This is a genomic window from Pseudomonas sp. S11P7, assembly GCF_023195435.1.
Lineage (GTDB): Bacteria > Pseudomonadota > Gammaproteobacteria > Pseudomonadales > Pseudomonadaceae > Aquipseudomonas > Aquipseudomonas fluorescens_G.
On sequence record NZ_JALPKS020000002.1, the window covers coordinates 1,396,726 to 1,419,814 of the forward strand.

The window sequence follows — 23,089 nt, forward strand, 5'->3', positions numbered from 1 at the left end:
TGCGTGGGAATGCAGCCCGGGACGCTTTGCGTCCCATTGGAACGCGGAGCGTCCCTTGAGGCATTCCCACGCAGAGCGTGGGAACGATCACGATGGTGCGATGGCGTCCTATCGGGCGCCGTCTGGGATGGCTGCCTGCGCCGTACGCAGTTCATGCCGGTTACCACGGAACAACACCAGCGTCGCAATCAACCCCAACACCGCCGCGCCACTGAGCCAGATCCCCGGGGCAGCCTTGTTGTCGAGCACATGAATCAGATAAGTACACGCCGCCGGGGTGAAACCGCCGAACGTCGCAGTCGCCAGGCTGTAGGCCAGCGAGAACCCGGTGGTGCGCACTTCCACCGGCATGATTTCGGTCAGTGCCACGACCATCGCGCCGTTGTACGAGCCGTACAGGAACGACAGCCACAATTCGACGATCAGCAAATGGCTGAAACTCGGATTCGCCACCAGCCACGACAGCGCCGGGTAAGCGGTGAGAATCGCCAGAATCGTCGCCGCCAGCAGCAGCGGCTTGCGCCCGATCCGGTCGGACACCGAGCCCATCACCGGCAGCCAGAAGAAGTTCGACAAGCCGATGCACACCGTCACCAGCAACGCATCGAGATCGGACAGGTGCAGTTCGGCCTTGCCGAAGGTCGGCGTGTAGGCGGTGATCAGGTAGAACGACACCGTGGTCATCACCACCAGCGCCATACCAGCGATGACGATGCCAAAGTTCTGCCCGATCGAGCGAACAATTTCGCGCAGGGTAGGGCGGTGTTTTCTGGCCTGGAACTCGGGTGTTTCCTCCAGCGAACGGCGAATGACGAAGATCACCGGGACGATCATGCAGCCGATCAGGAACGGCACGCGCCAGCCCCAGTCGCCCATCTGCTCGGGGCTCAGCCAATGGTTGAGGCCGACGCCGAGCAGTCCGGCAAAGACCACTGCCGCTTGCTGGCTGGCGGACTGCCAACTGACGAAGAAACCTTTGCGCCCCGGCGTGGAAATTTCCGCCAGATACACCGAAACACCGCCCAGCTCGACGCCCGCCGAGAAGCCTTGCAGCAAACGGCCGAACAGCACCAGCAGCGGTGCGGCAACGCCGAGCGTTGCATAACCCGGCACGCAGGCGATCAGTACCGTACCGGCGGCCATCATTGCCAGAGTAATGATCAGGCCTTTGCGCCGACCGTGACGGTCGATATAGGCGCCGAGGAAAATCGCCCCGAGCGGGCGCATCAGGAAACCGGCGCCGAAGGTCGCCAGCGATAGCATCAGCGACGCGAAGGCGCTGTCGGTGGGAAAGAAGGTCTTGGCAATGGCCGTGGCATAAAAGCCGTAGACCATGAAGTCGAACATCTCGAGGAAGTTGCCGCTGACAACGCGAAAGATCGCTTTGCCGGTGCCCGGGGTGGTGGACATGGTCGGTTACTCACTGTTTCAATTTTATAAAAAGGCGTGCCGCCCGGCAGGAGCGCGCGGGCGCTGTAGTTCATAATGGCCGCCATGGTTTTGTGCAGAGATGAAGATTTGTTAACTGGACGCTGGGCGGGGCTTGTGATGTTGGCGGCGGTGTTGGCCGGCTGCGGCAATGGCGACACCCTGGAGGCGGTCGGCGGCGCGACCATGGGCAGCACGTGGTCGGTCAAATATGTGCGCCACGCCGGGCTTGCCGACCCCGCACAAGTTCGTCGCGAAGTGGAAGGGATCCTCGGCGAAGTCGACCGTCTGTTGTCGACTTACCGCGCTGATTCGGACATTGAGCATTTCAACGCTTTGCCGGCCAACACTTGTCGGACCATGCCGGCGTCGGTGCTCGAATTGATCCGGGTCGGCGAAAAGCTTGCGGTTGAAAGCGAAGGTTCCTACGACCTCACCGTCGAGCCATTGCTGAATCTGTGGGGCTTCGGTCCGCAAGGCCGGCAGGAAAAGATCCCCGCCAGCGCTGCGGTCGCCGAGGTGATGCAGCGAGTCGGCCACCAACATCTGCGCATCGACGGCGAGCGGTTGTGCAAGGACGCGGCCGTCGAAGTCGACTTCAACAGCCTCGCCGCCGGTTATGCGGTGGATACCATCGCCGCCAGGCTGCAAGCGCTGGGCATTGACAATTATCTGGCCGAAGCCACGGGCGAGCTGAAGGCGCAAGGCAGAAAAGCCGACGGTTCGCCCTGGCGCATTGCGCTGGAAGCACCCCGCGATGATCAGCAGGTCGCTGAGCTCGTCATTGCTATCGACGGGTACGCGGTCTCGACCTCTGGCGACTACCGTAACTATTTTCTGCAAGACGGCCGGCGCTATTCCCACACCTTTGATGCCCGCAGCGGGGCGCCCGTCCTACACGACCTGGCGTCCGTCACGGTGATTCATCCTTCAGCGTTGATGGCCGATGGACTATCGACGCTGTTGCTGATTCTCGGCCCGCAAAGGGCGCGGGACTATGCCCAAAAGCATGACATTGCTGCATTCTTTGTCTTGCGTGCCGATACAGGTTTCGTCACTCGCAGCAGTCAGGCATTTGCTCAGTTCGTCGGCGAAAAAAACTGACTGAAGACAAGACGAAAGCTGGCGTTGTAGTGCAGGCAAAAGTAGCCTACGACGCGACCAAGGGTTAATGTGCGCGGCGTTGACGCTTCTATAGACTGTGTCCGGGTTCTGTACTGGCCCCCAATTGTTCCTTCGCGCCGCCGTTCGGCGTGATTTAGCCGCCGGTGCTGCTGGCACCGCGGCCTGTTCTGAGGAGTACGCATGGCTGTCTACAACTACGACGTGGTGGTACTGGGTTCCGGCCCGGCGGGAGAAGGCGCGGCAATGAACGCCGCCAAAGCGGGGCGCAAGGTCGCGATGGTCGACAGCCGTCGCCAGGTCGGCGGCAACTGCACCCACCTCGGCACCATCCCGTCCAAGGCACTGCGTCACTCGGTGCGGCAGATCATGCAGTTCAACACCAACCCGATGTTCCGCGCGATCGGCGAGCCACGCTGGTTCTCCTTCCCGGATGTGTTGAAAAGCGCCGAAAAAGTCATTTCCAAGCAAGTCGCCTCGCGCACCGGCTACTACGCCCGTAACCGTGTCGACGTGTTCTTCGGCACCGGCAGCTTCGCCGATGAGCAGACCATCGAAGTGGTCTGCGGCAATGGCGTGGTAGAAAAACTGGTGGCCAAGCACATCATCATCGCCACCGGCTCGCGTCCGTATCGCCCGGCGGACATCGATTTCCACCACCCGCGTATCTACGATAGCGACACCATCCTCAGCCTCGGCCACACCCCGCGCAAACTGATCGTTTACGGCGCTGGCGTGATCGGCTGCGAATACGCTTCGATCTTCAGTGGTCTGGGTGTGCTGGTGGAATTGGTCGACAACCGCGGGCAATTGCTGAGCTTCCTCGACTCGGAAATCTCCCAGGCGTTGAGCTACCACTTCAGCAACAACAACATCACCGTGCGCCACAACGAGGACTACGACCGCGTTGAAGGCGTCGACAACGGCGTGATCCTGCACCTCAAGTCCGGCAAGAAGATCAAGGCCGACGCCTTGCTCTGGTGCAACGGCCGTACGGGCAACACCGATCAGTTGGGTCTGGAAAACATCGGCGTCAAGGTCAACAGCCGTGGCCAGATCGAAGTCGACCAGAACTACCGCACTTGCGTGGAGAACATCTACGGTGCCGGCGACGTGATCGGCTGGCCGAGCCTGGCCAGTGCCGCCCACGACCAGGGTCGCTCGGCCGCTGGCAGCATCGTCGACAACGGCAGCTGGCGCTTCGTCAACGACGTGCCGACCGGCATCTACACCATTCCGGAGATCAGCTCGATCGGCAAGAACGAGCAGGAGCTGACCCAGGCCAAGGTGCCGTACGAAGTCGGCAAGGCGTTCTTCAAGAGCATGGCGCGGGCGCAGATCGCCGGCGAGCCGCAAGGCATGCTGAAGATCCTCTTCCACCGCGAAACCCTGGAAGTGCTGGGCGTGCACTGCTTCGGTTATCAGGCCTCGGAGATCGTCCACATCGGTCAGGCGATCATGAACCAGCCGGGCGAGCTGAACACGCTGAAGTATTTCGTCAACACCACGTTCAACTACCCGACCATGGCCGAAGCCTATCGGGTAGCGGCGTACGACGGCCTCAACCGGCTTTTTTGACGGGCTCCGGCCGGTGGCCTGAGCCGGCCGGGGAGACCGATTTCAGCAATTCTCAAGGGTGGCAGTGGCCAAACCGGGAAAGTCTGTAATCAGGCTGTCAACGCCGAAGTCGGCGAGTCTGCGCATCAGCGCAGGCTCGTTGACGGTCCACACCGACACATGCAGGCCCTGACGCTGCGCCTTCTGCAGGCGTTCCGGCGTACACAGCGTCCAGTTCAGCGCGAGAATTTCGCAGCCATAGCTCGCCGCGACCTTCAACGGGTCGAGCCAGGCGTATTCGGCCACCAGTCCACGCGACACATCCGGCACCAGATCCAGCGCCGCTTTCAGCACTTCCCGTGAGCTTGAGGTGATCGTCACCTTGTCGAGCAAGCCATGGCGCTGAGCCATTTCGCGAATCGCCAGCACGGTGGTTGCCGCGCGGGTGCGCGAAGCGCTTTTGACTTCCAGCTGCCAATGCTCGAAATCACACCTCTCGAACAGCTCTTCCAGCGTCGGAATCGGGCACGGTTTGACCCAGCCCGGCCCGCCCTTGCGCGCGTCATAGGTGACCAGCTCGGCAGCGGTGTGCTCGACCACCTTGCCGCGCCGGTCAGTGGTGCGCTTGAGTGTCGGGTCGTGAATGACCATCAACTCGCCGTCCTTGGACAGGTGCAGATCCAGTTCGCAGCGGCGCACGCCGTGTGCAAGACAGGCCTGAAAACTGCTCAGGGTATTTTCCGGTGCTTCGCCCTTGGCGCCGCGGTGGCCGTAGATAAGGGTCACGGTGCTTCCTTAAGTTATATGCCTGATTCGTTCTGTTCGCGGGCCAGGCGTCGTTCCTGGGCCTGCTTTTGCAAGATATAGCGGGCGAGCAACTGGCGCTGGGCGTCGGTCAAGTGTTCGAACTCGGTGCCGACGTCGTAGCCATCGCCTTTGGGGTCACAGTGCGTCACCCGGGCGCGCAGCAACAGGCCCAGCGCCTGCGGCATCAGCACCAGTTTCACCGACAGGTGTGCGCCCGTGGCGACCGGTGTCGGGTACTGAAACTCGATGCCGCCTTCGGAAATGATCACCGGTTGCGGCTCGCCGATGTGGCCGAGCACGGTCAGGGCGACCACCTGGCTGAGCAGGTCGATGCGTTTGTTCTGTGATTTGAGGAACGCAGCGATGGCGCGGTCGCGCTCGCTGATCTGGCGCAACAGGTGCTGCGACTCGAATTCGCTCAGGTGCAGTTCGCTGAGCAGGTTGAAGAGTGGGGAAGCATCCTGCAACACTTCCTGGCCTGCGGCTTCGGGAGCGGACAGGGGCCGAATTTCCAGTGCGATCATGTCCTCGATACGGTAGTATTCGCGGCGATCTTCTTCATCTAATGTCGACATGGCGAACCCATGGTAGCGGCGGTGGTCTGAGTGTAAAGCTGGTTATCGACCCCCGCCACAAGGACGTTCCTTTTCCCTCCGAACAAGCCCCGACATGTTCAGACCTCTCTTCGTATTTATCGGCACGCGTTATACCCGTGCAAAGCGTCGCAATCATTTTGTGTCCTTCATTTCCCTGACTTCGATGATCGGGCTCGCCCTTGGCGTGGTCGTGATGATTGTTGTGCTGTCGGTGATGAACGGCTTCGATCATGAAATGCGCACCCGCGTGCTGGGCATGGTGCCCCACGCCACCCTGGAAACCGGCGAGCCGATCAACGACTGGCAGAGCCTCGCCGCCAAGGTGAAACAGAATCGGCAGGTGGCGGCAGTAGCGCCGTTCACCCAGATGCAGGGCCTGCTGACCAATAACGGTCAGGTTTCCAAAGTCCTGCTCAATGCCATCGACCCGGCGCTCGAACGCAACGTGTCGATCATCGACAACTTCATGAAGCAGGGCAAACTCGATGACCTGACGCCGGGCAGCTTCGGCATTGTCATCGGCGACAAGGCCGCGACCAAGCTGGGCGTGGGCATCGGTGACAAGGTGACCTTCGTCGCGCCGGAAGTCAGCGTGACCCCGGCCGGTATGTTCCCGCGCATGAAGCGCTTCACCGTAGTCGGCATTTTCCACGTCGGCGCCGGTGAACTCGACGGCTATCTGGGTGTGACCAACCTGCAGGATCTGGCGAAGATGCATCGCTGGAAAGCCGATCAGGTGCAGGGCCTGCGCCTGAAGTTCGACGACCTGTTCCAGGCCCCGCGCGAGGCCTGGAACATTGCCCAGCAACTCGGCGAAGACCGTTATTACGCCCGCGACTGGACCCGCACCCACGGCAATCTGTATCAGGCGATCCGCATGGAAAAAGCCATGATCGGCCTGCTGTTGCTGCTGATCGTTGCCGTCGCCGCGTTCAACATCATTTCCACGCTGGTGATGGTGGTCAACGACAAGAAGGGCGACATCGCCATCCTGCGCACCTTGGGTGCGACGCCGGGCACGATCATGCGCACGTTCATGGTGCAGGGCACGGTGATCGGCGTGGTCGGCACGGCCATCGGCGCGGTGGTCGGGATTTTCGCCGCGCTCAACGTCAGCGCGGCCATTGCCGCACTGGAAGGCCTGATCGGCCACAAATTCCTTAATGCTGACGTGTATTTCATCGATTATCTTCCTTCGCAGGTGCAGAGCCAGGACGTGGTCATGGTCTGCGCCGCTGCGTTGGTCCTGAGTTTCCTCGCCACCCTGTATCCCGCCTGGCGTGCCGCGCGCACCCAGCCGGCGGAGGCGTTACGTTATGAGTGAGTCGGGCATGAGTGAACAAGCAATCCTGAGCTGCCGCAACCTGGGCAAATCCTATGAAGAAGGCCCGGAGTCGGTACAAGTGCTGGCCGGCCTGCAACTGGAGTTGCATCCGGGCGAGCGGGTGGCGATCGTCGGCAAGTCGGGTTCGGGCAAAAGTACCTTGCTCAACCTGCTTGGCGGCCTCGATACACCGACCCAGGGCAGCGTCTGGCTCGACGGCGAAGAACTCTCGGCGCTGAGCGAGAAGAAGCGTGGCCTGCTGCGTAACCGCGCCCTCGGTTTCGTTTACCAGTTCCACCATTTGCTGCCGGAATTCACCGCGCTGGAAAACGTCTGCATGCCGCTGTTGATCGGCAAGACGGCGATCCCCGAAGCGCGTCAGCGCGCCACGGCCTTGCTGGAACGTGTCGGCCTCGGCCATCGCCTCGAACACAAACCGTCCGAGCTGTCCGGCGGCGAACGCCAGCGTGTGGCCATCGCCCGGGCGCTGGTGAACAATCCTGGCCTGGTGATGCTCGATGAGCCGACCGGCAACCTCGATCTGCACACGGCCGAAGGCATTCAGGATTTGATGCTGGAGTTGAGCACTTCGATGCGCACGGCGTTTCTGGTGGTGACTCACGACATGAATCTGGCCCGCCAGATGGACCGCGTCCTGCAATTGCAGGAAGGTTGCCTGACCCCCATCTGACTGGCTGAAACCCGGCGCCCGTAACGGCGCCGGGTCTTTTATTTATTTACGGTGCCCCAGCGAATGTTCAGACCGTTATCGATCTTTATCGGCACGCGCTATACCCGCGCCAAGCGCCGCAATCGCTTTGTTTCGTTCATTTCGATGACCTCGATGATCGGCCTCGCCCTCGGCGTGCTGGCGATGATCGTGGTGCTGTCGGTGATGAACGGCTTTCAGCGCGAGATGAGCTCGCGCATCCTCGGCATGGTGCCGCACGCGACCATCGTCGGCGTCAAGCCGATCGACGACTGGCAGCCGGTGGCCGCCGCCGCGATGAAAAATCCGGAAGTGACCGCCGCCGTGCCGTTCACTGAGATGGAAGGCATGCTGTCCTACAAGGGCTCGATGCAGCCGATCCAGATCAGCGGCGTCGATCCGGCGCAGGAAGGCAAGGTCTCGATCGTCGCCCAGCACATCGTGCAGGGTCGTCTCGATGCGTTGAAACCTGGCGAGTTCGGCGTGGTGATCGGTGAAATCACGGCGCGGCGTTTCCGTCTGAATGTCGGCGATAAAATCACCCTGATCGTTCCGGAAGTCAGCACTGCGCCGGGCGGCATCACCCCGCGCATGCAGCGCTTGAACGTGGTCGGCGTGTTCAAGGTTGGCGCAGAACTGGATGGCTCGATGGGCCTGATTCACGTCGCCGATGCCGCGACCATGCAGCATTGGCAGCCGAATCAGGTGCAAAGCGTGCGCCTGGCGGTCAAGGATCTCTACGCCGCGCCGAAGGTCTCCTCGGACATCGCCGCTGGCCTGGGCGCCGAGTTCAAGGCTGACGACTGGACCCACACCCAGGGCAGCCTGTTCAGCGCGATGAAAATGGAAAAGACCATGATCGGCCTGCTGTTGCTGATGATCGTTGCGGTGGCGGCCTTCAACATCATCGCCACGCTGATCATGGTGGTGAACGATAAGGGCGCGGACATCGCCATCCTGCGCACCATCGGCGCCACGCCACGGCAGATCATGGCGATCTTCATGGTCCAGGGCACGGTGATCGGGATTGTCGGCACCATTATCGGCGGCGTGCTGGGCGTGATTGCCGCGCTGAACGTCAGCGAAATGGTCGGCTGGGTCGAGCGCGTCACCGGGCAGCACATCTTCAGTTCGGACGTGTATTTCGTCAGCAACCTGCCTTCGGAATTGCAGGGCGGTGATGTGCTGTTGATCTGCTCGGCGGGCTTTGTTCTGAGCTTCCTGGCGACGGTGTACCCGGCGTGGCGGGCGGCGAAGATCGAGCCGGCTCACGCGTTGAGATATTCCTGAGTTTGGCAGGCTCGTTCCCACGCTCTGCGTGGGAATGCCTCATCGGACGCTCCGCGTTCGGCTTTGGAGGGACGCAGAGCGTCCCGGGCTGCATTCCCACGCAGAGCGTGGGAACGATCAACCGCTTTCGCGAGCAGGCCTGACTTGCTGGCCTCAGGCTCGGGGCAGCTCAATCACGAATCGCGTCACCCCGGCTTCCGATTCGCAATGGATCTGCCCGCCATGGGCGCGAATGATCGATTGGGTAATCGCCAACCCCAACCCCGCATGCTCACTGCTGCCTTCCTGCCGCGCCGGGTCGGCCCGATAGAAACGGTCAAACAAACGTGGCAGCAACTCCTTTGAAATTCCTTCTCCACTGTTCTCGACGCAAACGCGGACAGCGTTCACCTGATCGGCAATGCTCAACCGCACATAACCTTCTGCCGGGGTAAACCGCAGCGCGTTATCCAGCAGATTCGACAACGCGCGGCGCAACATGCCGCGATCACCGTCGATTCGCGCTTGACCCTCGCGACTCAACTCAATCCCGGCGTCCTCTGCCAGCGGCGCAAAAACTCCAGCAGCGCATCGCTTTCATCCGCCAATTCCAGCGCTTCGCGTTTGGGCACCAGCAAGCCGTGATCGGCCTTTGCCAGGTACAACATGTCGTTGACCAGTTGCGCCATCCATTGCAGTTCTTCTAGGTTGCTGTGCAGCGCTTCGCGATAGTCTTCGAGCGGGCGAGGGCGGGTGAGGGTCACCTGGGTGTGGGTCAGCAGGTTCGACAGCGGCGTGCGCAGCTCATGGGCGATATCGGCCGAGAACGCCGAGAGCCGCTGAAACGAGTCGTCGAGGCGTACGAGCATGGCGTTGAAGCTGTGGGCCAGTTCGGCAAGCTCGGGTGGCATTTGCGTTTCTGGCAGGCGGGCGTTGAGCGACTGTGCGGAAATCCCCCGAGCCACCGCGCTCATGCGCCGTAACGGCCGCAATCCGCTGCGCGCCGCCCAGGCGCCGAGCAGCGCAGTGGCCAGCGCTGACAACCCCATGGTCAGCCAGATCAGACGCTGCATGCGTTGCAAAAAGTGCTGGTGGTGGGTGATATCCAGCAGCAGGGTCAATTGCGGAGAATCCGCTGTGTCCGGGTAGAGCGGGGCGCGCAGGACGCGGTAATCGGTGCCGTCAGTGCTGATCGTCGACAGGCCGGGTTGTAATGGCAGATTTTTTGGTATCTGTGCCGAGCTGTCATACCAGTGCTGACCGTCGCCGCTGGTGATACGCAGCGAGAGATCGGCCTGGCGGCTCAGCTCATCTGCCAGGCGCGCGTCGCGTTGGGCGGGCTGAATATCCTGCAAGGCGCGGCGCAGGCCGATGAGCCTGATCTCAAGTTGCTGCTGGTCGAGTTCGATAAAGTGCGCCTCGCTGGCGCGATCGAACAGCACGCCGGCGAACAGCGATACCACCGCAGTGCATGCAGCAAACAACAGAGCCAGACGCGTACTCAACGACAGCCTGCACATCAGGCGCCACGCTCTTCGAGCACGTAGCCCATGCCGCGCACGGTGTGGATCAGCTTGTCGGGGAAGTCGTCGTCGACCTTCAGGCGCAAACGGCGGATCGCCACTTCGATGACATTGGTGTCGCTGTCGAAATTCATGTCCCAGACCTGCGAAGCGATCAGCGATTTGGGCAACACCTCGCCTTGGCGGCGCAGGAGCATTTCCAGCAGGGCGAATTCCTTGGCGGTCAGGTCGATGCGCTGGCCGCCGCGCTCGACACGGCGACGGATCAGGTCCAGGCGCAGATCGGCCAGTTGCAGGCTGGTTTCCTGTGGTGCGGCACTGCCGCGGCGCAACAGGCTGCGCACCCGCGCGAGCAGTTCGGAAAAGGCGAAGGGCTTGACCAGGTAGTCGTCAGCGCCGAGTTCGAGGCCATGAACCCGGTCCTCCACCGCGTCTTTGGCGGTGAGAAAAAGTACCGGTGTGTCCAGTCCGGCACTGCGCACCGCCTGGACAATCTGCCAGCCACTGCGCCCCGGCAGCATCACGTCGAGAATCAGCAAGGCGTAATCACCGCTCAGCGCCATTTGCTGTCCGCTGTTGCCGTCAGCCACCAGCTCTGTGTTGAACCCGGCCTCGGTCAGGCCCTGGCGCAGGTATTGGCCGGTTTTCGCTTGATCTTCGACGATCAACAGTTTCATGGGCGGCTCGGGTGTTTTCCTGTGTGCAAACGATAGCGTTATACCTTGGGCGGTTGCGCCGGGCGCCAACCTGACAAAGTTGTAATCTGCCTGTCAGGTGAGTGCCAGCGCACGGCGGCTAGAGTGTCCCACAGGCTGAACCTTATCTTGTTGGAGCATGAGTATGTTTTTGCGTAAGTCCCTGATGTTGAGCGCCGCTCTGCTGGCGCTGAGCGCACCGGTATGGGCGGCGCCGGCGCACACCTACGACTTTGGTCAACCAGCGTCGGCCGCCCAGGCTTCTCGCAGCGTCGAGGTGGTCATGGGTGATATGTCGTTCGATCCGAAAGCCATTCAGATCAAGGCCGGTGAGACGATTCGTTTTGTGCTGGTGAACAAGGGCCAGTTGCTGCACGAATTCAACCTCGGTGACGCCGCGATGCATGCCAGACACCAGCAGGAAATGTTGCAGATGCAGCAAAGCGGCACGCTTACGCCTACCGGCATCAAGGAGATGTCCCACGATATGCCCGGCATGGACCACGCAGCGATGGGCCACGGCATGAAGCACGACGATCCCAACAGCGTGCTGGTCGAGCCGGGCAAGACCGCTGAATTGACCTGGACCTTCAACAAGGCGACGAGTCTGGAATTTGCCTGCAACATTCCTGGTCATTATCAGGCCGGCATGGTCGGCAAATTGACTGTCAGTCAGTAAGCACTCAAAGGCGCGGGCAAAGGCTGGTAGAATCCGCTGATTCTTCAGTCAGGTTTCCGCCATGCATCCCGCAGCCGAACATTCGCCGCTGGGCAAATCCAGCGAATACATCGCCACGTACACGCCGTCCCTGCTGTTCCCGATCCCGCGCACTGCGAAATGGGCCGAGCTGGGTTTGACCGCCGAAACCCTGCCGTACAAAGGCGTGGATTTCTGGAACTGCTTCGAACTGTCGTGGCTGTTGCCCTCGGGCAAACCGGTGGTGGCGATTGGCGAATTCAGCATCCCGGCCGATTCGCCGAACATCATCGAATCGAAGTCGTTCAAGCTGTATCTGAATTCGCTGAACCAGACGTCGTTCGCTAATATCGCCACGCTCGAGGCAACCCTGGTCAAGGACTTGTCCGCCGCTGCCGGCAAACCGGTGGGCGTGCGCGTTCGCAGCCTCAAAGAGGTTGAAGCGGAGGGCGTTGTGGCGTTGCCGGGTGTGTGCATCGACGATCTGGATATCAGCGTCAGCAACTACGAACATCCGCGCCCGGAACTGCTGCGCTGCGACGATTCGCGCATCGTCGAAGAAAGCGTGCACAGCCATCTGCTCAAGTCCAACTGCCCGGTAACCAGCCAGCCGGACTGGGGCAGCGTGGTGGTGGAATATCGCGGCTCGGCGCTGGATCACGCCAGCCTGCTCGAGTACATCGTCAGCTTCCGCCAGCATTCGGACTTCCATGAACAGTGTGTCGAGCGGATTTTCCTCGACCTGCAGCGTCTTCTGAAACCAGAAAAGCTGACGGTGTTTGCACGTTACGTGCGTCGCGGTGGGCTGGATATCAACCCGTATCGCAGCACCGAAAGCGTACAGCTGCCGAACCACCGCCTCGTGCGTCAATAAAGATCCGGAATGTGCGATATCCAATGTGGGAGCGAGCCTGCTCGCGAATGCGCTGTGTCATTTAACGATGATGTCGACTGACACGACGCATTCGCGAGCAGGCTCGCTCCCACAAGGGACTGCTTTGCAAATCGTAGACATGAAAAAGCCCTGCCATCGCTGGCAGGGCTTTTTTGTGCGGCGGGGGATCAGATGCCCATGCTGCCCAGGGTGTTCATGATGTTGCGCAGGGTGCCGGCGATGGTCGGGTGTTCCACTTCAAAGCGCTCCACAGCCAGGTTCACGCCGTCTACCAAGTTGTTGTCCTGAAGCTGATTTTCCAGCTGGATTTCCGATTCGATCTGCGCCATCAGTTCATGCAGATGTGTGCGTTCTTCTTCAGAGAGCGGCGGATTCGAATCCAGTTGCTCGCGCAGGGTGTTGAGTTGATCTTGCAATTCGCGGGCGGGCATGGTGGTTTCCTTTTATCAATAGGCACTGGCATTGACCGCAGCCGCGCGCCAAAGGTCGGTGACTGACCTTTAGATTAATCCACTCACGCCAAACCTGCATGATCCCGATCAGGGCTTTTCGCCTTTGAGGCGGCGCAGGTTGATGTCCGCCAGACAGGTGTCGAGCTCGCCCAGATGATCGATTACCGAATGCACGCCCAGTGCGAACAGTTGCATCGTCGCCTTGCCACGCAACAGCTCGCGCTCTTTTTGGCCCAGGGCCTGCCATTCCACAGGCGCCAGCCCGCAGAGTGAACCGCAGGAGGCGAGGCCGATGGTCCACAGCCCAGCATTGAGGCCTGACTGCAGCAATCGCGGTTCGCCACTGACCAGTACGCAACCATCAAGGCTTTCGACGTTCAACACCATCAGCGCTTGCCAGCAGGCATGGGGAGCTGGCCATGGAATTGTTGTTGCCGAATATTGCGCCGGTTTGATCCAGGACGGCAGCGTGGCGGATAACGACTGCGTCACAGCAGCTGGCAGCTCATCCAGCCAGGCACAGGGAATCTGCTGGCGCTGCAAGCTGCGCAAACTGTCGAGCGCACCCGGCGTGGCCTCGGCGTGCTCGGGCAGGGCGCCCGTCCGTTGCCCTGCGCGAGCGCCGAAATCCACCAGGCAACCGCTCAGGCCAAACAGTACGGCAGTCAGGCTCGAGGCGGCGAGGGGCAAGGTTTCGGCGTGAGTCATGGCAACGTCCCTGAAATAACGCTCAGGCTAGGGCGCGTCGGTGACAATTGGATGACAACGACGTGAACGACCCGTACGGAAAGATCCTACAGACCGCTGCATCGACCAGACTGTCCAAACCGGCGTTTACGCTTATACTAGCGGCCTTAATGCCCGGACCGCGACGTCCGCGACGATACAATCCAAGGAGTTTTTTCTATGCGCTTGAGCCATCCACTCGCTCAGCTTTGTGTCTATGCCGGCCTGTCGCTGGCGCCGTTGGCCAGCCAGGCAGCCACGGAAGAAGATCCTTGGGAAAGCGTCAACCGTCCGATCTTCCAGTTCAACGACTTCGTTGATACCTACGCGCTCAAGCCATTGGCGCAGGGTTATGAATTCGTTACGCCGCAGTTCGTTGAAGACGGCATTCACAACATGTTCCGCAACGTCGGCGACGTTACCAACCTGGCCAACAACATTCTGCAGGCCAAACCGGCGGCGGCTGGCGTCGATACGGCGCGGTTGATCTTCAACACCACGTTCGGTCTGCTCGGCTTTTTCGACGTCGGCACCAAGATGGGCCTGAACCGCAGCGACGAAGATTTCGGCCAGACCCTCGGCTACTGGGGCGTGGGCAGCGGTCCGTACGTGATGCTGCCGCTGATGGGCCCGAGCACGCTGCGTGATGCGCCTTCCAAGTATGTCGACAGCTACACCGGCATGTACCGCTACATCGACCACGTGCCGACCCGCAACTCGATCTTCGGCCTGAACATCGTCGATACCCGCGCGAGCCTGCTGTCGAGCGAGAAGCTGATCAGCGGCGACAAGTACACGTTCATCCGCAACGCCTACCTGCAGAACCGCGAGTTCAAGGTCAAGGATGGTCAGGTCGAAGACGATTTCTGATTTCGGGCGGTAAACAGGAAGGCGACCTCAGGGTCGCCTTTTTTGTCTGTGAAGCAGGCTCGGTCCGATAGGACGACCTTCCATCCGGTTACGCTTCCGGCCGTTCTTATAACTCTCGGTGCTTTGACAAACAAAGTCGTCAAGCGACCATCGGCGCACGCTTGAAACGCTCTGCGGATGGGAGTACCGTCTGCGCCTTAGAAGGGCACCTCTGTTTAAAACCGCGTGCAAGGCAAATGCTTGAAAGCGCTGCAGCAGAGAGGCTAGAAAGCGAATCCAGTAGTCTGCGCAGGGCCCGAGGCCTCGCCACCTACGCCAACCTAATTCTGGCGCCGTTTGCCCACATGCCAAAAACCAGTGCCACGCTGCTGATTATCGATGATGACGAGGTAGTGCGCGCGAGTCTCGCGGCCTATCTGGAAGACAGTGGTTTCAGCGTCCTGCAGGCCGGCAACGGTCAACAGGGTCTTCAGGTATTCGAGCAAGAAACGCCCGACCTGGTCATCTGCGATCTGCGCATGCCGCAGATGGGCGGTCTCGAACTGATTCGTCAGGTTACCGAGCGCTCACCGCAAACGCCGGTGATCGTCGTCTCGGGTGCCGGCGTGATGAACGACGCGGTCGAGGCCCTGCGCCTGGGCGCGGCGGATTACCTGATCAAGCCTCTCGAAGATCTGGCGGTGCTCGAGCATTCCGTGCGTCGAGCCCTGGATCGTGCGCGCCTGCTGCTGGAAAACCAGCGCTACCGCGAGAAGCTGGAAAAGGCCAATCGCGAGCTTGAGGCCAGCCTTAATCTGCTCCAGGAAGACCAGAACGCCGGTCGCCAGGTGCAGATGAACATGCTGCCGGAAAGCCCGTGGAGCATTGACGAGTTTCAGTTTGCCCACCAGATCATCCCGTCGTTGTACCTGTCGGGGGATTTCGTCGACTATTTCCGCGTCGACGAGCGCCGTGTGGCGTTTTATCTGGCGGACGTTTCCGGCCATGGCGCGTCTTCAGCGTTCGTGACCGTGCTGTTGAAGTTCATGACCACGCGCTTGCTGTTCGAATCCAAGCGCAACGGCACCTTGCCGGAATTCAAGCCTTCGGAAGTGCTCGGTCATATCAACCGGGGGCTGATCAGTTGTAAGCTGGGTAAACACGTCACAATGGTCGGTGGAGTCATCGACGAGGAGACCGGTTTGTTGACCTATAGCATCGGCGGCCATCTGCCGTTGCCTGTGTTGTACACGCCTGACAGTGTTCGTTATCTCGAAGGCCGTGGTCTGCCGGTGGGGCTGTTCAATGAAGCCACCTACGAAGACCACGTGCTTGAGCTGCCGCCGACGTTCAGCCTGACGCTGATGTCGGATGGCATTCTGGACCTTTTGCCAGAACCGACGCTCAAAGAAAAAGAAGCCGCTTTGCCCCAACGGGTGAAGTCGGCGGGCGGCAGCCTGGATGGTCTGCGGCAAGTGTTTGGATTGGCCACGCTAGGGGAGATGCCGGATGATATCGCCCTGTTGGTGTTGAGCAGGAATCTTTAATGAGTACCGGTAGAATCCAGTTCGCCGAGCAGGACGGCACCTTCGTCCTGAAGTTCGTCGGTGAAGTTCGCCTGACCCTGTGTTCGGCGTTGGATGCGACTATTGAGAAAATCTTCACCGCGCTGAATTTCAGCGCGATCGTGATCGATTTGACCGAAACCCGCAGCATCGACAGCACGACGCTGGGCCTGTTGGCCAAGCTGTCGATCCTGTCGCGGCAAAAGGTCGGCCTGTTGCCGACTGTCGTCACCACCCACGAAGACATCACCCGGCTGCTGCAGTCGATGGGGTTCGAGCAGGTGTTCAACATCGTCAACCACCCGGTGCCATGCCCGGAGTGCCTGGACGATCTGCCGGATCAGGACCAGTCCGAAGAAGTGGTGCGGATCAAGGTGCTCGAAGCGCACAAGATCCTCATGGGCCTGAACGATTCCAATCGGGAAGCGTTTCATGACCTGGTGAATGCCCTCGAGCGGCATTGATCTGATGAAGTGATGGTGTCTGGGCCGGCCTCTTCGCGAGCAGGCTCGCTCCCACACTGGATCAGCGTCGACCACAAATCCACATGTGGGAGCGAGCCTGCTCGCGAAAGCGGTCGCAAGAGCAACGAAAATTTTCCGACAGACACAAAAAGGGCGAACCCGTGAGGGTTCGCCCTTTTTGCATTACACCAACTCAGTTCACAGCTTGGCCTGCAACAGCGCCTCGAGCTTTTCCTGGTCGCGGGCGAACTGACGAATGCCCTCAGCCAGTTTCTCGGTGGCCATCGCGTCTTCGTTGGACAACCAGCGGAACTGCGCTTCGTTGAGGCTCAGACGCGCTTCGCCGGCGTTGCCTGGTGCCAGTTTGCGCTCCAGCTTGCCGGTGTCGGCGGCCAGCTTGTCGATCAGGTCCGGGCTGATGGTCAGGCGGTCGCAACCGGCCAGTTGTTCGATCTGGCTGAGGTTGCGGAAGCTCGCGCCCATGACCACGGTCTTGTAGTCATTGGCCTTGTAGTAGTTGTAGATGCGGGTGACCGACTGCACGCCCGGATCATCGGCGCCGGTGTAGTCGTTGCCGTTGGCTTTCTTGTACCAGTCGTAGATGCGGCCCACGAACGGCGAAATCAGGAACACGCCAGCGTCGGCGCAGGCGGCGGCCTGGGCGAAGGAGAACAGCAGGGTCAGGTTGGTCTGAATGCCTTCTTTTTCCAGCACTTCAGCGGCGCGAATGCCTTCCCAGGTCGAGGCGATCTTGATCAGCACGCGGTCGCGGCCGATGCCGGCCTTGTCGTACAGCTCGATCAGGCGATGGGCGCGTTTGAGCACGGCATCCTTGTCGAACGACAGGCGTGCATCCACTTCGGTGGAGATACGGCCCGGAATGACCTTGAGGATTTCCTGGCCTACGGCAACGCCGAAGCGGTCGCTGGCCAGGCCGACATCGCCCTTGCAATCGCTGACGCAGGCGTTGAGCAGCTCGGCGTAGGCCGGAATGGCCGCCGCTTTGAGCAGCAGGGAAGGGTTGGTGGTGGCGTCGACCGGTTTGACCCGGGCGATCGCTTCGAAGTCGCCGGTGTCGGCAACCACGGTGGTGAATTGTTTGAGTTGTTCCAGCTTGGAAGTCATGGGCGTGCTCTGTCCTGTGGGTCTGGTGACATTACCCGAGCGCTGACAGCCACTCAAGGGCGGTTGCGTGTCTCGATGGCCCCTGCGGCAACAACCTGAAAACGATTGTTTGAATGGCGGGGCGTGGTACCGATGAATACGATGCCAAAACCGCGCACAGGTTCAAAGCAACCGACCTGCGAACAGATCGGTCGCCCAAGGCTTACTCGGCATTCAACAGCGCTTCGACCGACAGTCGCGCGGGTTTCGGCTGACCGTCGGAGGTCAGCAGGCCGAAGTTCTTCTCGCGATCGTTACTGCCGGTGTCACTGTTTCGCCATTCATAAATGGAGGTCAGCGGGATGTTCAGCCGCTTAACGTCGGCGATGAATGCGTTGATCTTGCTGGCCTGCCCCTCGACACCCCCGTTCGAGGCGAGCGCCGAAACTCCCCATTCACTGATCACGCCCGGCAGATTGAAATTCTGTTGAATGAACGTCTGCGCATTGCTGATCTGCGTCGCCGTCATGCCGTAAGGGTGATAGGACACCGCGTCCAGACACTGCGGGTAGTCACTGACGATGCGGCTCAGCGCCGTGGTTGACGCCGAACCGGCGCTCGGTGGCCGGGCGAAGCCGAAACCGACCACCGGGGTCAGCTGTGGTTGTGCCTGCAGGGTTTGGCACACGCCGCTCATGAACGGCACAAAGGTCGTGGAGAAATTGCGCGTCGGCCAATAGGTTTCCAGGTCCGGCTCGTTCCACAGCTCGATCGCCACCAGTTGGCTGCTGTACGACTGCTGCAGGCCGTTGACGGCTTTGGCGAAGGTTTCACCGGCGCTCGTCAGCTCGGCGGGCGTTGTGGCCGGCAGCGCCTTGATCGCACGCACGGTCAGCAGCACCGGCAGCCCGGCTGACTTGGCGGCGGCGAAGGCGTTGCTGACTTGTTGCTGATAAGTCCTGGCGCTGAGGCTGTCGCTCCACACGCCGAAGCGCACGAAGCTGAAACCGGCGGCTTTGATCTGCTCCGCATCAGCGGCGGTGAAGCTCTGGATTTTTACCTGAACGCCAATGGTCCTCGTTGGTAGGTTGGGAAACAGTTCGCTGGCCTGGGCCTGAGTGGTCGCGCCCAGCAGCATCAGGGTCAAGGCGCCGGCGCGTTGGAGACGGTTGGTTTTCATGTCTGCTCTCCCGAAGAGAAATGACAACTGCGAATTGATCATCGTGTTACTGAGTTTTCGAACGGAGTGCTGGCACTTAGTGCACGAATGTTATTTTTTGTCAGAAAACAAACGCTCGAAAATCACAGTTATTTTTAGTCCGCTAATTGTGGTTGGGGCGCTTTTAAACGCTGTGGTACTTAATACTTCGGGACTAACAGGGCGAATCTATTTCCGAGTGCAGAAAGATCTTGAGGGTCCAATCGAATGCTCTCGGGATATTGGCCGTTTGACATTACAGAGGAAAGTAAAACCTTGTTCAAAAAGATCCTCGTTGTCTGCGTGGGCAATATTTGCCGGAGTCCGACGGCAGAACTGTTGTTGCGCAATGCGCTGGGTTCCTCGGCCATCTCCGTGGCCTCCGCAGGCCTCTCGGCACGGGTTGGCGAAGGCGTCGAGGCGTCTGCGCGGCAGGTTCTCGAAGAGCACGGGCACAGCGCAGAGAGTTTCAAGGCACGGCAACTGACCGCAGATATCGTCAATGACTCGGACCTGATCCTGGTCATGGAAAAACAGCACGTCAATCAAGTACTGAAGATTGCCTCGCATGCCAGGGGCAAAGTGTTTCTGCTTGGCAAGTGGCAAAGCGAGCGCGAAATACAGGATCCGTATCGTCAAGGCAAGGCCGCTTTTATTCATGCTCACGCATTGATTGAAGACGCAGTTAGTTCATGGGCAAAGCGCCTCGGGCAATGACCCATATTCTTCAGAACAGTCAATGGTAAGAACAGACTTATGCAGTTACCGTCAGTAATCGGCACCCGTGACAATGATCAAGACAGTATTGATCTGCTCGGCATATTCGGCAGCCTGATCGATCAGAAGTGGTTGATCGGCGCATTGACCGGCGCCTTCATGGTCGCCGGCGTGGCTTATGCGGTGTTGGCCACGCCGGTGTACCTGGCGAATGCGCTGGTGCAGGTCGAGCCGAAAAAGAACGACATGCTCGGTTTCTCCGACCTCAACAGCATGCTCGGTGGGCAATCGCCGTCCGTGACCGAAATCGGCATCATCAAATCCCGCGCGGTGATCGGCAAAACCGTCGACGACCTGCGTCTGGACATCGACGTCACGCCGAAAACCTTCCCGATGATTGGCGGTTTTCTTGCCCGGCGTTTTCGCGGCGAAACCGAGACCAGCGTCGCCGCGCCGCGCTTCGGTTTCAACAGCTACGCCTGGGGTGGCGAGCGCCTGGAATTCGCCCGGCTCAATCTGCCCAAGGAATTGCTTGGCAAGAAACTCACGCTGATCGCTGGCGAGCAACAACGCTTCCAGCTGTTCGATGACAACGACAACCTGCTGGTTGAAGGCCGCGCTGGTGAAGCGTTCGCCCAGGACGACGTCGAAGGCCTGATCACACAATTGTCGGCCAACCCCGGTACGAACTTTGAAGTGGTGCGCAATCCGCGGATTGTGACGATTCAGGGCTATCAGGACGCGCTGGATATTTCCGAGCAGGGCAAGGAGTCGGGGATCATCCGTCTGGCGCTGGCCAGTTCCGATGCGGCTGAAGCGGTGAAGATCCTCAACAAGATCGCCGCGCTGTACGTCGAGCAGAACGTGCGTCGGACCTCGGCGGAAGCGGCGCAGAGCCTGGCGTTTCTGCAGAGTCAGTTGCCGCAGGTCAAGCGTGATCTGGCCAAGGCCAGCGATGCGCTGAACGCCTATCAGACCCACGGCAAGACCGTGAACATCTCGCTGGAAACCCAGTCGGTGCTGGGCCAGTCGGTGGCGCTGGAAACGCGCATCTCCGAACTGAAAATGCAGCAGGCGGAACTCGATCGCAAGTTCACCAAACAGCATCCGGCCTATCGCGCCTTGATGAGCCAGATCGGCGAGTTGACCCAGCAACAGAAGTCGCTGGAAGGCAAAGTCCAGGACTTGCCGGCGACCCAGCAGGAACTGCTCAACCTGACCCGCGATGTCGAAGTCGCCTCGCAGATCTACACGCAGTTGCTCAATAAGTCCCAGGAGCTGGACATCGTCCGCGCCGGTGCGGTGGGTAACGTGCGCCTGGTCGATACCGCCGATGTCGACCTGACCAGCCCGGTCAAGCCGAAGAAGCCGCTGATCGTGCTGATCGCCACGTTCCTTGGCGCCTTCGTCGGCGTCGCGCTGGTGCTGCTGCGCAAATCCCTCAGCCGCGGGCTGGAAGGTCCAGAGGCCATCGAGCAACTGGGTTTGCCGGTGTACGCGTCGATTCCCTACAGCGCGCTGCAAGAGGAAGAAGACGGCCGAAAAGGGCGCGCCCGCGACGGCGTCGACAAACCGGCGTATCTGCTGGCGCTGCGCAATCCGACTGACCTGTCGATCGAATCGATTCGCAGCCTGCGCACCTGCCTGCACTTCGCCGGGCTCGATTCGACCAACAACCGCATCATGATTTCCGGACCGAGCCCGCAGGTCGGCAAGACCTTCGTCTCGTCCAACCTCGCGGCGGTCATGGCCTTGAGCGGCCAGCGCGTGGTGCTGATCGATGCCGACATGCGCAAAGGTCACCTGCACAAGACCCTCAACACGCCGATCACCAACGGCTTGTCCGACCTGCTGGTCAAGCGTTGCAGCATTGATGAGGCGATCCACACCGTCGAAGTCGACAACCTGCATTTCATCAGTCGCGGCCAGGTCCCGCCGAATCCTTCCGAACTGTTGATGCACGCCAATTTCCGCGACCTGCTGGCGGAACTGAGCGAGCGCTACGACCTGGTGATCATCGACACGCCGCCGCTACTGGCGGTCACCGACGCGGCGATTGTCGGCCGTGAAGCCGGGATCAGCCTGATCGTCACGCGCTTCGGGGTGAACCCGGCGAAGGAAATCGAACTGACCATCCGCCGTTTCGCGCAGAACGGCATCGAGCTCAAAGGGGCGGTGTTCAACGGCGTCGAGAAGCGTGCCGCCAGCTACTACGGCAACGGTGGCTACGGCTATTACAACTACGAATACGCGTCCGACAAATCCTGAAATCTGGCGATTGTCCTTTCCTGTTTGAAGTGGGTGAGTTGTGAAGAAAATACTGCACGTGGCAGAGACGATCAAAGGTGGCGTCGCGACGGTGATCCGCACGATTTCGGCTTCTCCCGAAGGCGACGCGGCGAACTACGAGCTGGTGTATCTGGTCCCCGAGGATCAGGAAAAAGAACTGCACGGCATCGCGCCACCGCAGATTCGCACCTTCGCCCGCAGCGGCCGCAACGTGCCGTCGCTGTTGCGTTTCGCCTGGCGGCTGAGCCAGGTGCTGATCAAGGAAAAACCCGATGTGGTGCATCTGCACAGCACGTTTTCCGGGGTGATCGGGCGCTGTGTTTGCGTGTTGTTGCGACCGTGGCGCAAGCCGCAAATCGTCTATTGCCCGCACGCGTTTTCGTTCCTGATGGAAAGCTCGCCGACCAAGCAGAAGGTCTATGCGTGGATCGAGCGGGTGCTGCAAAAAGTCACCGACGTGATCATCTGCGTCAGCCAGTACGAACTCGACAAAGCCGCGCGGTTCGGCATCGAGCGCAAGCGCATGAAGCTGATCTACAACGGCATCCATCACAAGGATGACGCGCCGAAAGCCGCGGGTACCGAGCCGATTCATCTGCTGTTCGTCGGCCGTCTCGATTATCAGAAAGGCTTCGACGTACTGCTCAAGGCCTTCGCCAAAGTCCAGCGCAAGGACCTCAAACTGACGGTGGTCGGCAGTGCGGTAAACGAGGATTCGGTGGATTGCCCGCCGATGGACTCGGTCGAATACCTGCCGTGGGTAACGCCCAGTGAAGTGCAGGCGCTGTACCAAAAAGCCGATGCGCTGATCGTGCCCAGTCGCTGGGAAGGGTTTGCCATGGTGCCGCTGGAAGGCATGGCCATGGGCTTGCCGGTGATTGCCAGCAACTGCACTTCGCTGCCGGAACTGGTCACCAACGAAGTGTCCGGCTACGTCTTCCCCAGCGGCGACCACCAGGCGCTCGCCGATGTGCTGACGATCATCCAGAAACCGCGCCTGCTCGACCTCGGCAACGAAGGCCGGAGCATCGTCCGCGAGCGTTTCAGCGCCGCGTTGATGATTCGCCAGACCTACGACCTGTATCGCGCTCCCACTTATTAAG

Annotated in this window: 21 protein-coding genes and 1 pseudogene; 13 read left to right on the plus strand and 9 right to left on the minus strand. The window is 60.4% G+C overall.

All coding sequences use genetic code 11. The features are described 5' to 3' along the window. Positions 1 to 108 precede the first annotated feature (108 nt). Positions 109 to 1,410, minus strand: coding sequence for an MFS transporter (gene tcuC, locus M0746_RS06430; RefSeq protein ID WP_208940406.1), 1,302 nt, complete (start codon positions 1,408 to 1,410; stop codon positions 109 to 111). 75 nt (positions 1,411 to 1,485) lie between these two features. On the opposite strand from tcuC, the gene M0746_RS06435 reads away from it, so the two are divergent. Then, a complete protein-coding gene (locus M0746_RS06435) occupies positions 1,486 to 2,532 on the plus strand; it encodes an FAD:protein FMN transferase (RefSeq protein WP_258448539.1) in 1,047 nt (348 codons plus the stop codon). Positions 2,533 to 2,733: 201 nt separating this feature from the next. After that, positions 2,734 to 4,128: a Si-specific NAD(P)(+) transhydrogenase gene (gene sthA / locus M0746_RS06440; protein WP_090284726.1), complete on the plus strand. Its 1,395-nt coding sequence runs from the start codon at positions 2,734 to 2,736 to the stop codon at positions 4,126 to 4,128. Between the two features lie 42 nt (positions 4,129 to 4,170). Here the strand turns inward: sthA and M0746_RS06445 are convergent, their stop codons facing one another. Continuing rightward, the gene (locus M0746_RS06445; RefSeq protein ID WP_258448540.1) at positions 4,171 to 4,893 is read right to left on the minus strand and encodes a glycerophosphodiester phosphodiesterase; all 723 of its coding nucleotides are present in this window, start codon (positions 4,891 to 4,893) and stop codon (positions 4,171 to 4,173) included. Positions 4,894 to 4,907: 14 nt separating this feature from the next. Then, positions 4,908 to 5,489 (minus strand): PilZ domain-containing protein, encoded by a 582-nt coding sequence (locus tag M0746_RS06450; RefSeq protein ID WP_258448541.1) that lies wholly within the window; start codon positions 5,487 to 5,489, stop codon positions 4,908 to 4,910. A gap of 94 nt (positions 5,490 to 5,583) precedes the next feature. Between M0746_RS06450 and M0746_RS06455 the strand changes: the two genes are divergently transcribed. From M0746_RS06455 to M0746_RS06465, 3 genes are all read left to right on the plus strand, one after another. Then, positions 5,584 to 6,834, plus strand: a complete 1,251-nt coding sequence (locus M0746_RS06455) for a lipoprotein-releasing ABC transporter permease subunit (protein WP_258448542.1) — start codon at positions 5,584 to 5,586, stop codon at positions 6,832 to 6,834. After that, positions 6,827 to 7,525 (plus strand): lipoprotein-releasing ABC transporter ATP-binding protein LolD, encoded by a 699-nt coding sequence (gene lolD / locus M0746_RS06460; RefSeq protein WP_093099885.1) that lies wholly within the window; start codon positions 6,827 to 6,829, stop codon positions 7,523 to 7,525. Before M0746_RS06455 ends, lolD begins: the two co-directional genes overlap by 8 nt. 63 nt (positions 7,526 to 7,588) lie before the next feature. Further along, positions 7,589 to 8,833: a lipoprotein-releasing ABC transporter permease subunit gene (locus M0746_RS06465; protein ID WP_093099888.1), complete on the plus strand. Its 1,245-nt coding sequence runs from the start codon at positions 7,589 to 7,591 to the stop codon at positions 8,831 to 8,833. Positions 8,834 to 8,986: 153 nt separating this feature from the next. Here M0746_RS06465 and M0746_RS06470 read toward each other — a convergent pair. Continuing rightward, positions 8,987 to 10,332, minus strand: a pseudogene (locus M0746_RS06470) (heavy metal sensor histidine kinase). After that, positions 10,332 to 11,012, minus strand: a complete 681-nt coding sequence (locus M0746_RS06475) for a heavy metal response regulator transcription factor (RefSeq protein ID WP_258448543.1) — start codon at positions 11,010 to 11,012, stop codon at positions 10,332 to 10,334. Before M0746_RS06475 ends, M0746_RS06470 begins: the two are co-directional and overlap by 1 nt. A 163-nt stretch (positions 11,013 to 11,175) precedes the next feature. Between M0746_RS06475 and copI the strand changes: the two genes are divergently transcribed. After that, positions 11,176 to 11,709 carry a copper-resistant cuproprotein CopI gene (gene copI, locus M0746_RS06480; RefSeq protein ID WP_208940412.1) on the plus strand — a complete coding sequence of 178 codons (534 nt, stop codon included), beginning with the start codon at positions 11,176 to 11,178 and terminating at the stop codon, positions 11,707 to 11,709. Between the two features lie 61 nt (positions 11,710 to 11,770). Continuing rightward, positions 11,771 to 12,601, plus strand: a complete 831-nt coding sequence (queF, locus tag M0746_RS06485; RefSeq protein WP_258448544.1) for an NADPH-dependent 7-cyano-7-deazaguanine reductase QueF — start codon at positions 11,771 to 11,773, stop codon at positions 12,599 to 12,601. A 188-nt stretch (positions 12,602 to 12,789) separates the two neighbouring features. Here the strand turns inward: queF and M0746_RS06495 are convergent, their stop codons facing one another. Together M0746_RS06495 and M0746_RS06500 are read right to left on the minus strand one after the other, a co-directional pair. Continuing rightward, positions 12,790 to 13,053 (minus strand): DUF4404 family protein, encoded by a 264-nt coding sequence (locus tag M0746_RS06495; protein WP_208940414.1) that lies wholly within the window; start codon positions 13,051 to 13,053, stop codon positions 12,790 to 12,792. Positions 13,054 to 13,161: 108 nt separating this feature from the next. Further along, positions 13,162 to 13,782 (minus strand): HAD family phosphatase, encoded by a 621-nt coding sequence (locus M0746_RS06500; RefSeq protein WP_258448545.1) that lies wholly within the window; start codon positions 13,780 to 13,782, stop codon positions 13,162 to 13,164. 198 nt (positions 13,783 to 13,980) lie between these two features. Here M0746_RS06500 and M0746_RS06505 point away from each other — a divergent pair, with 198 nt between their 5' ends. The 3 genes from M0746_RS06505 to rssC all read left to right on the plus strand — a co-directional run bounded on the left by M0746_RS06505 (position 13,981) and on the right by rssC (position 16,678). Next, positions 13,981 to 14,670 carry an MlaA family lipoprotein gene (locus M0746_RS06505; RefSeq protein ID WP_258448546.1) on the plus strand — a complete coding sequence of 230 codons (690 nt, stop codon included), beginning with the start codon at positions 13,981 to 13,983 and terminating at the stop codon, positions 14,668 to 14,670. A 344-nt stretch (positions 14,671 to 15,014) separates the two neighbouring features. Then, positions 15,015 to 16,196 (plus strand): two-component system response regulator RssB, encoded by a 1,182-nt coding sequence (gene rssB, locus M0746_RS06510; protein ID WP_090284699.1) that lies wholly within the window; start codon positions 15,015 to 15,017, stop codon positions 16,194 to 16,196. Next, a complete protein-coding gene (rssC, locus tag M0746_RS06515; protein WP_258448547.1) occupies positions 16,196 to 16,678 on the plus strand; it encodes an anti-sigma factor antagonist RssC in 483 nt (160 codons plus the stop codon). The genes rssB and rssC overlap by 1 nt, the downstream gene beginning before the upstream one ends. Positions 16,679 to 16,876: 198 nt before the next feature. Here rssC and tal read toward each other — a convergent pair whose 3' ends face one another. Further along, positions 16,877 to 17,803: a transaldolase gene (gene tal / locus M0746_RS06520; protein ID WP_093099902.1), complete on the minus strand. Its 927-nt coding sequence runs from the start codon at positions 17,801 to 17,803 to the stop codon at positions 16,877 to 16,879. A 202-nt stretch (positions 17,804 to 18,005) separates the two neighbouring features. Then, positions 18,006 to 18,962 (minus strand): glycoside hydrolase family 5 protein, encoded by a 957-nt coding sequence (locus M0746_RS06525; RefSeq protein WP_258448548.1) that lies wholly within the window; start codon positions 18,960 to 18,962, stop codon positions 18,006 to 18,008. Positions 18,963 to 19,256: 294 nt separating this feature from the next. Here M0746_RS06525 and M0746_RS06530 point away from each other — a divergent pair, with 294 nt between their 5' ends. From M0746_RS06530 to M0746_RS06540, 3 genes are read left to right on the plus strand one after another with little or no spacing between them, the layout of a single operon-like run. Further along, the gene (locus M0746_RS06530) at positions 19,257 to 19,697 is read left to right on the plus strand and encodes a low molecular weight protein-tyrosine-phosphatase (protein WP_208940419.1); all 441 of its coding nucleotides are present in this window, start codon (positions 19,257 to 19,259) and stop codon (positions 19,695 to 19,697) included. Positions 19,698 to 19,736: 39 nt separating this feature from the next. Continuing rightward, positions 19,737 to 21,965, plus strand: coding sequence for a polysaccharide biosynthesis tyrosine autokinase (locus tag M0746_RS06535; RefSeq protein WP_258448549.1), 2,229 nt, complete (start codon positions 19,737 to 19,739; stop codon positions 21,963 to 21,965). A 40-nt stretch (positions 21,966 to 22,005) separates the two neighbouring features. Beyond that, on the plus strand, positions 22,006 to 23,088 hold the full coding sequence (locus M0746_RS06540) for a glycosyltransferase (RefSeq protein ID WP_342454848.1): 1,083 nt from the start codon (positions 22,006 to 22,008) through the stop codon (positions 23,086 to 23,088). The last annotated feature ends 1 nt before the right edge of the window (position 23,089 follow it).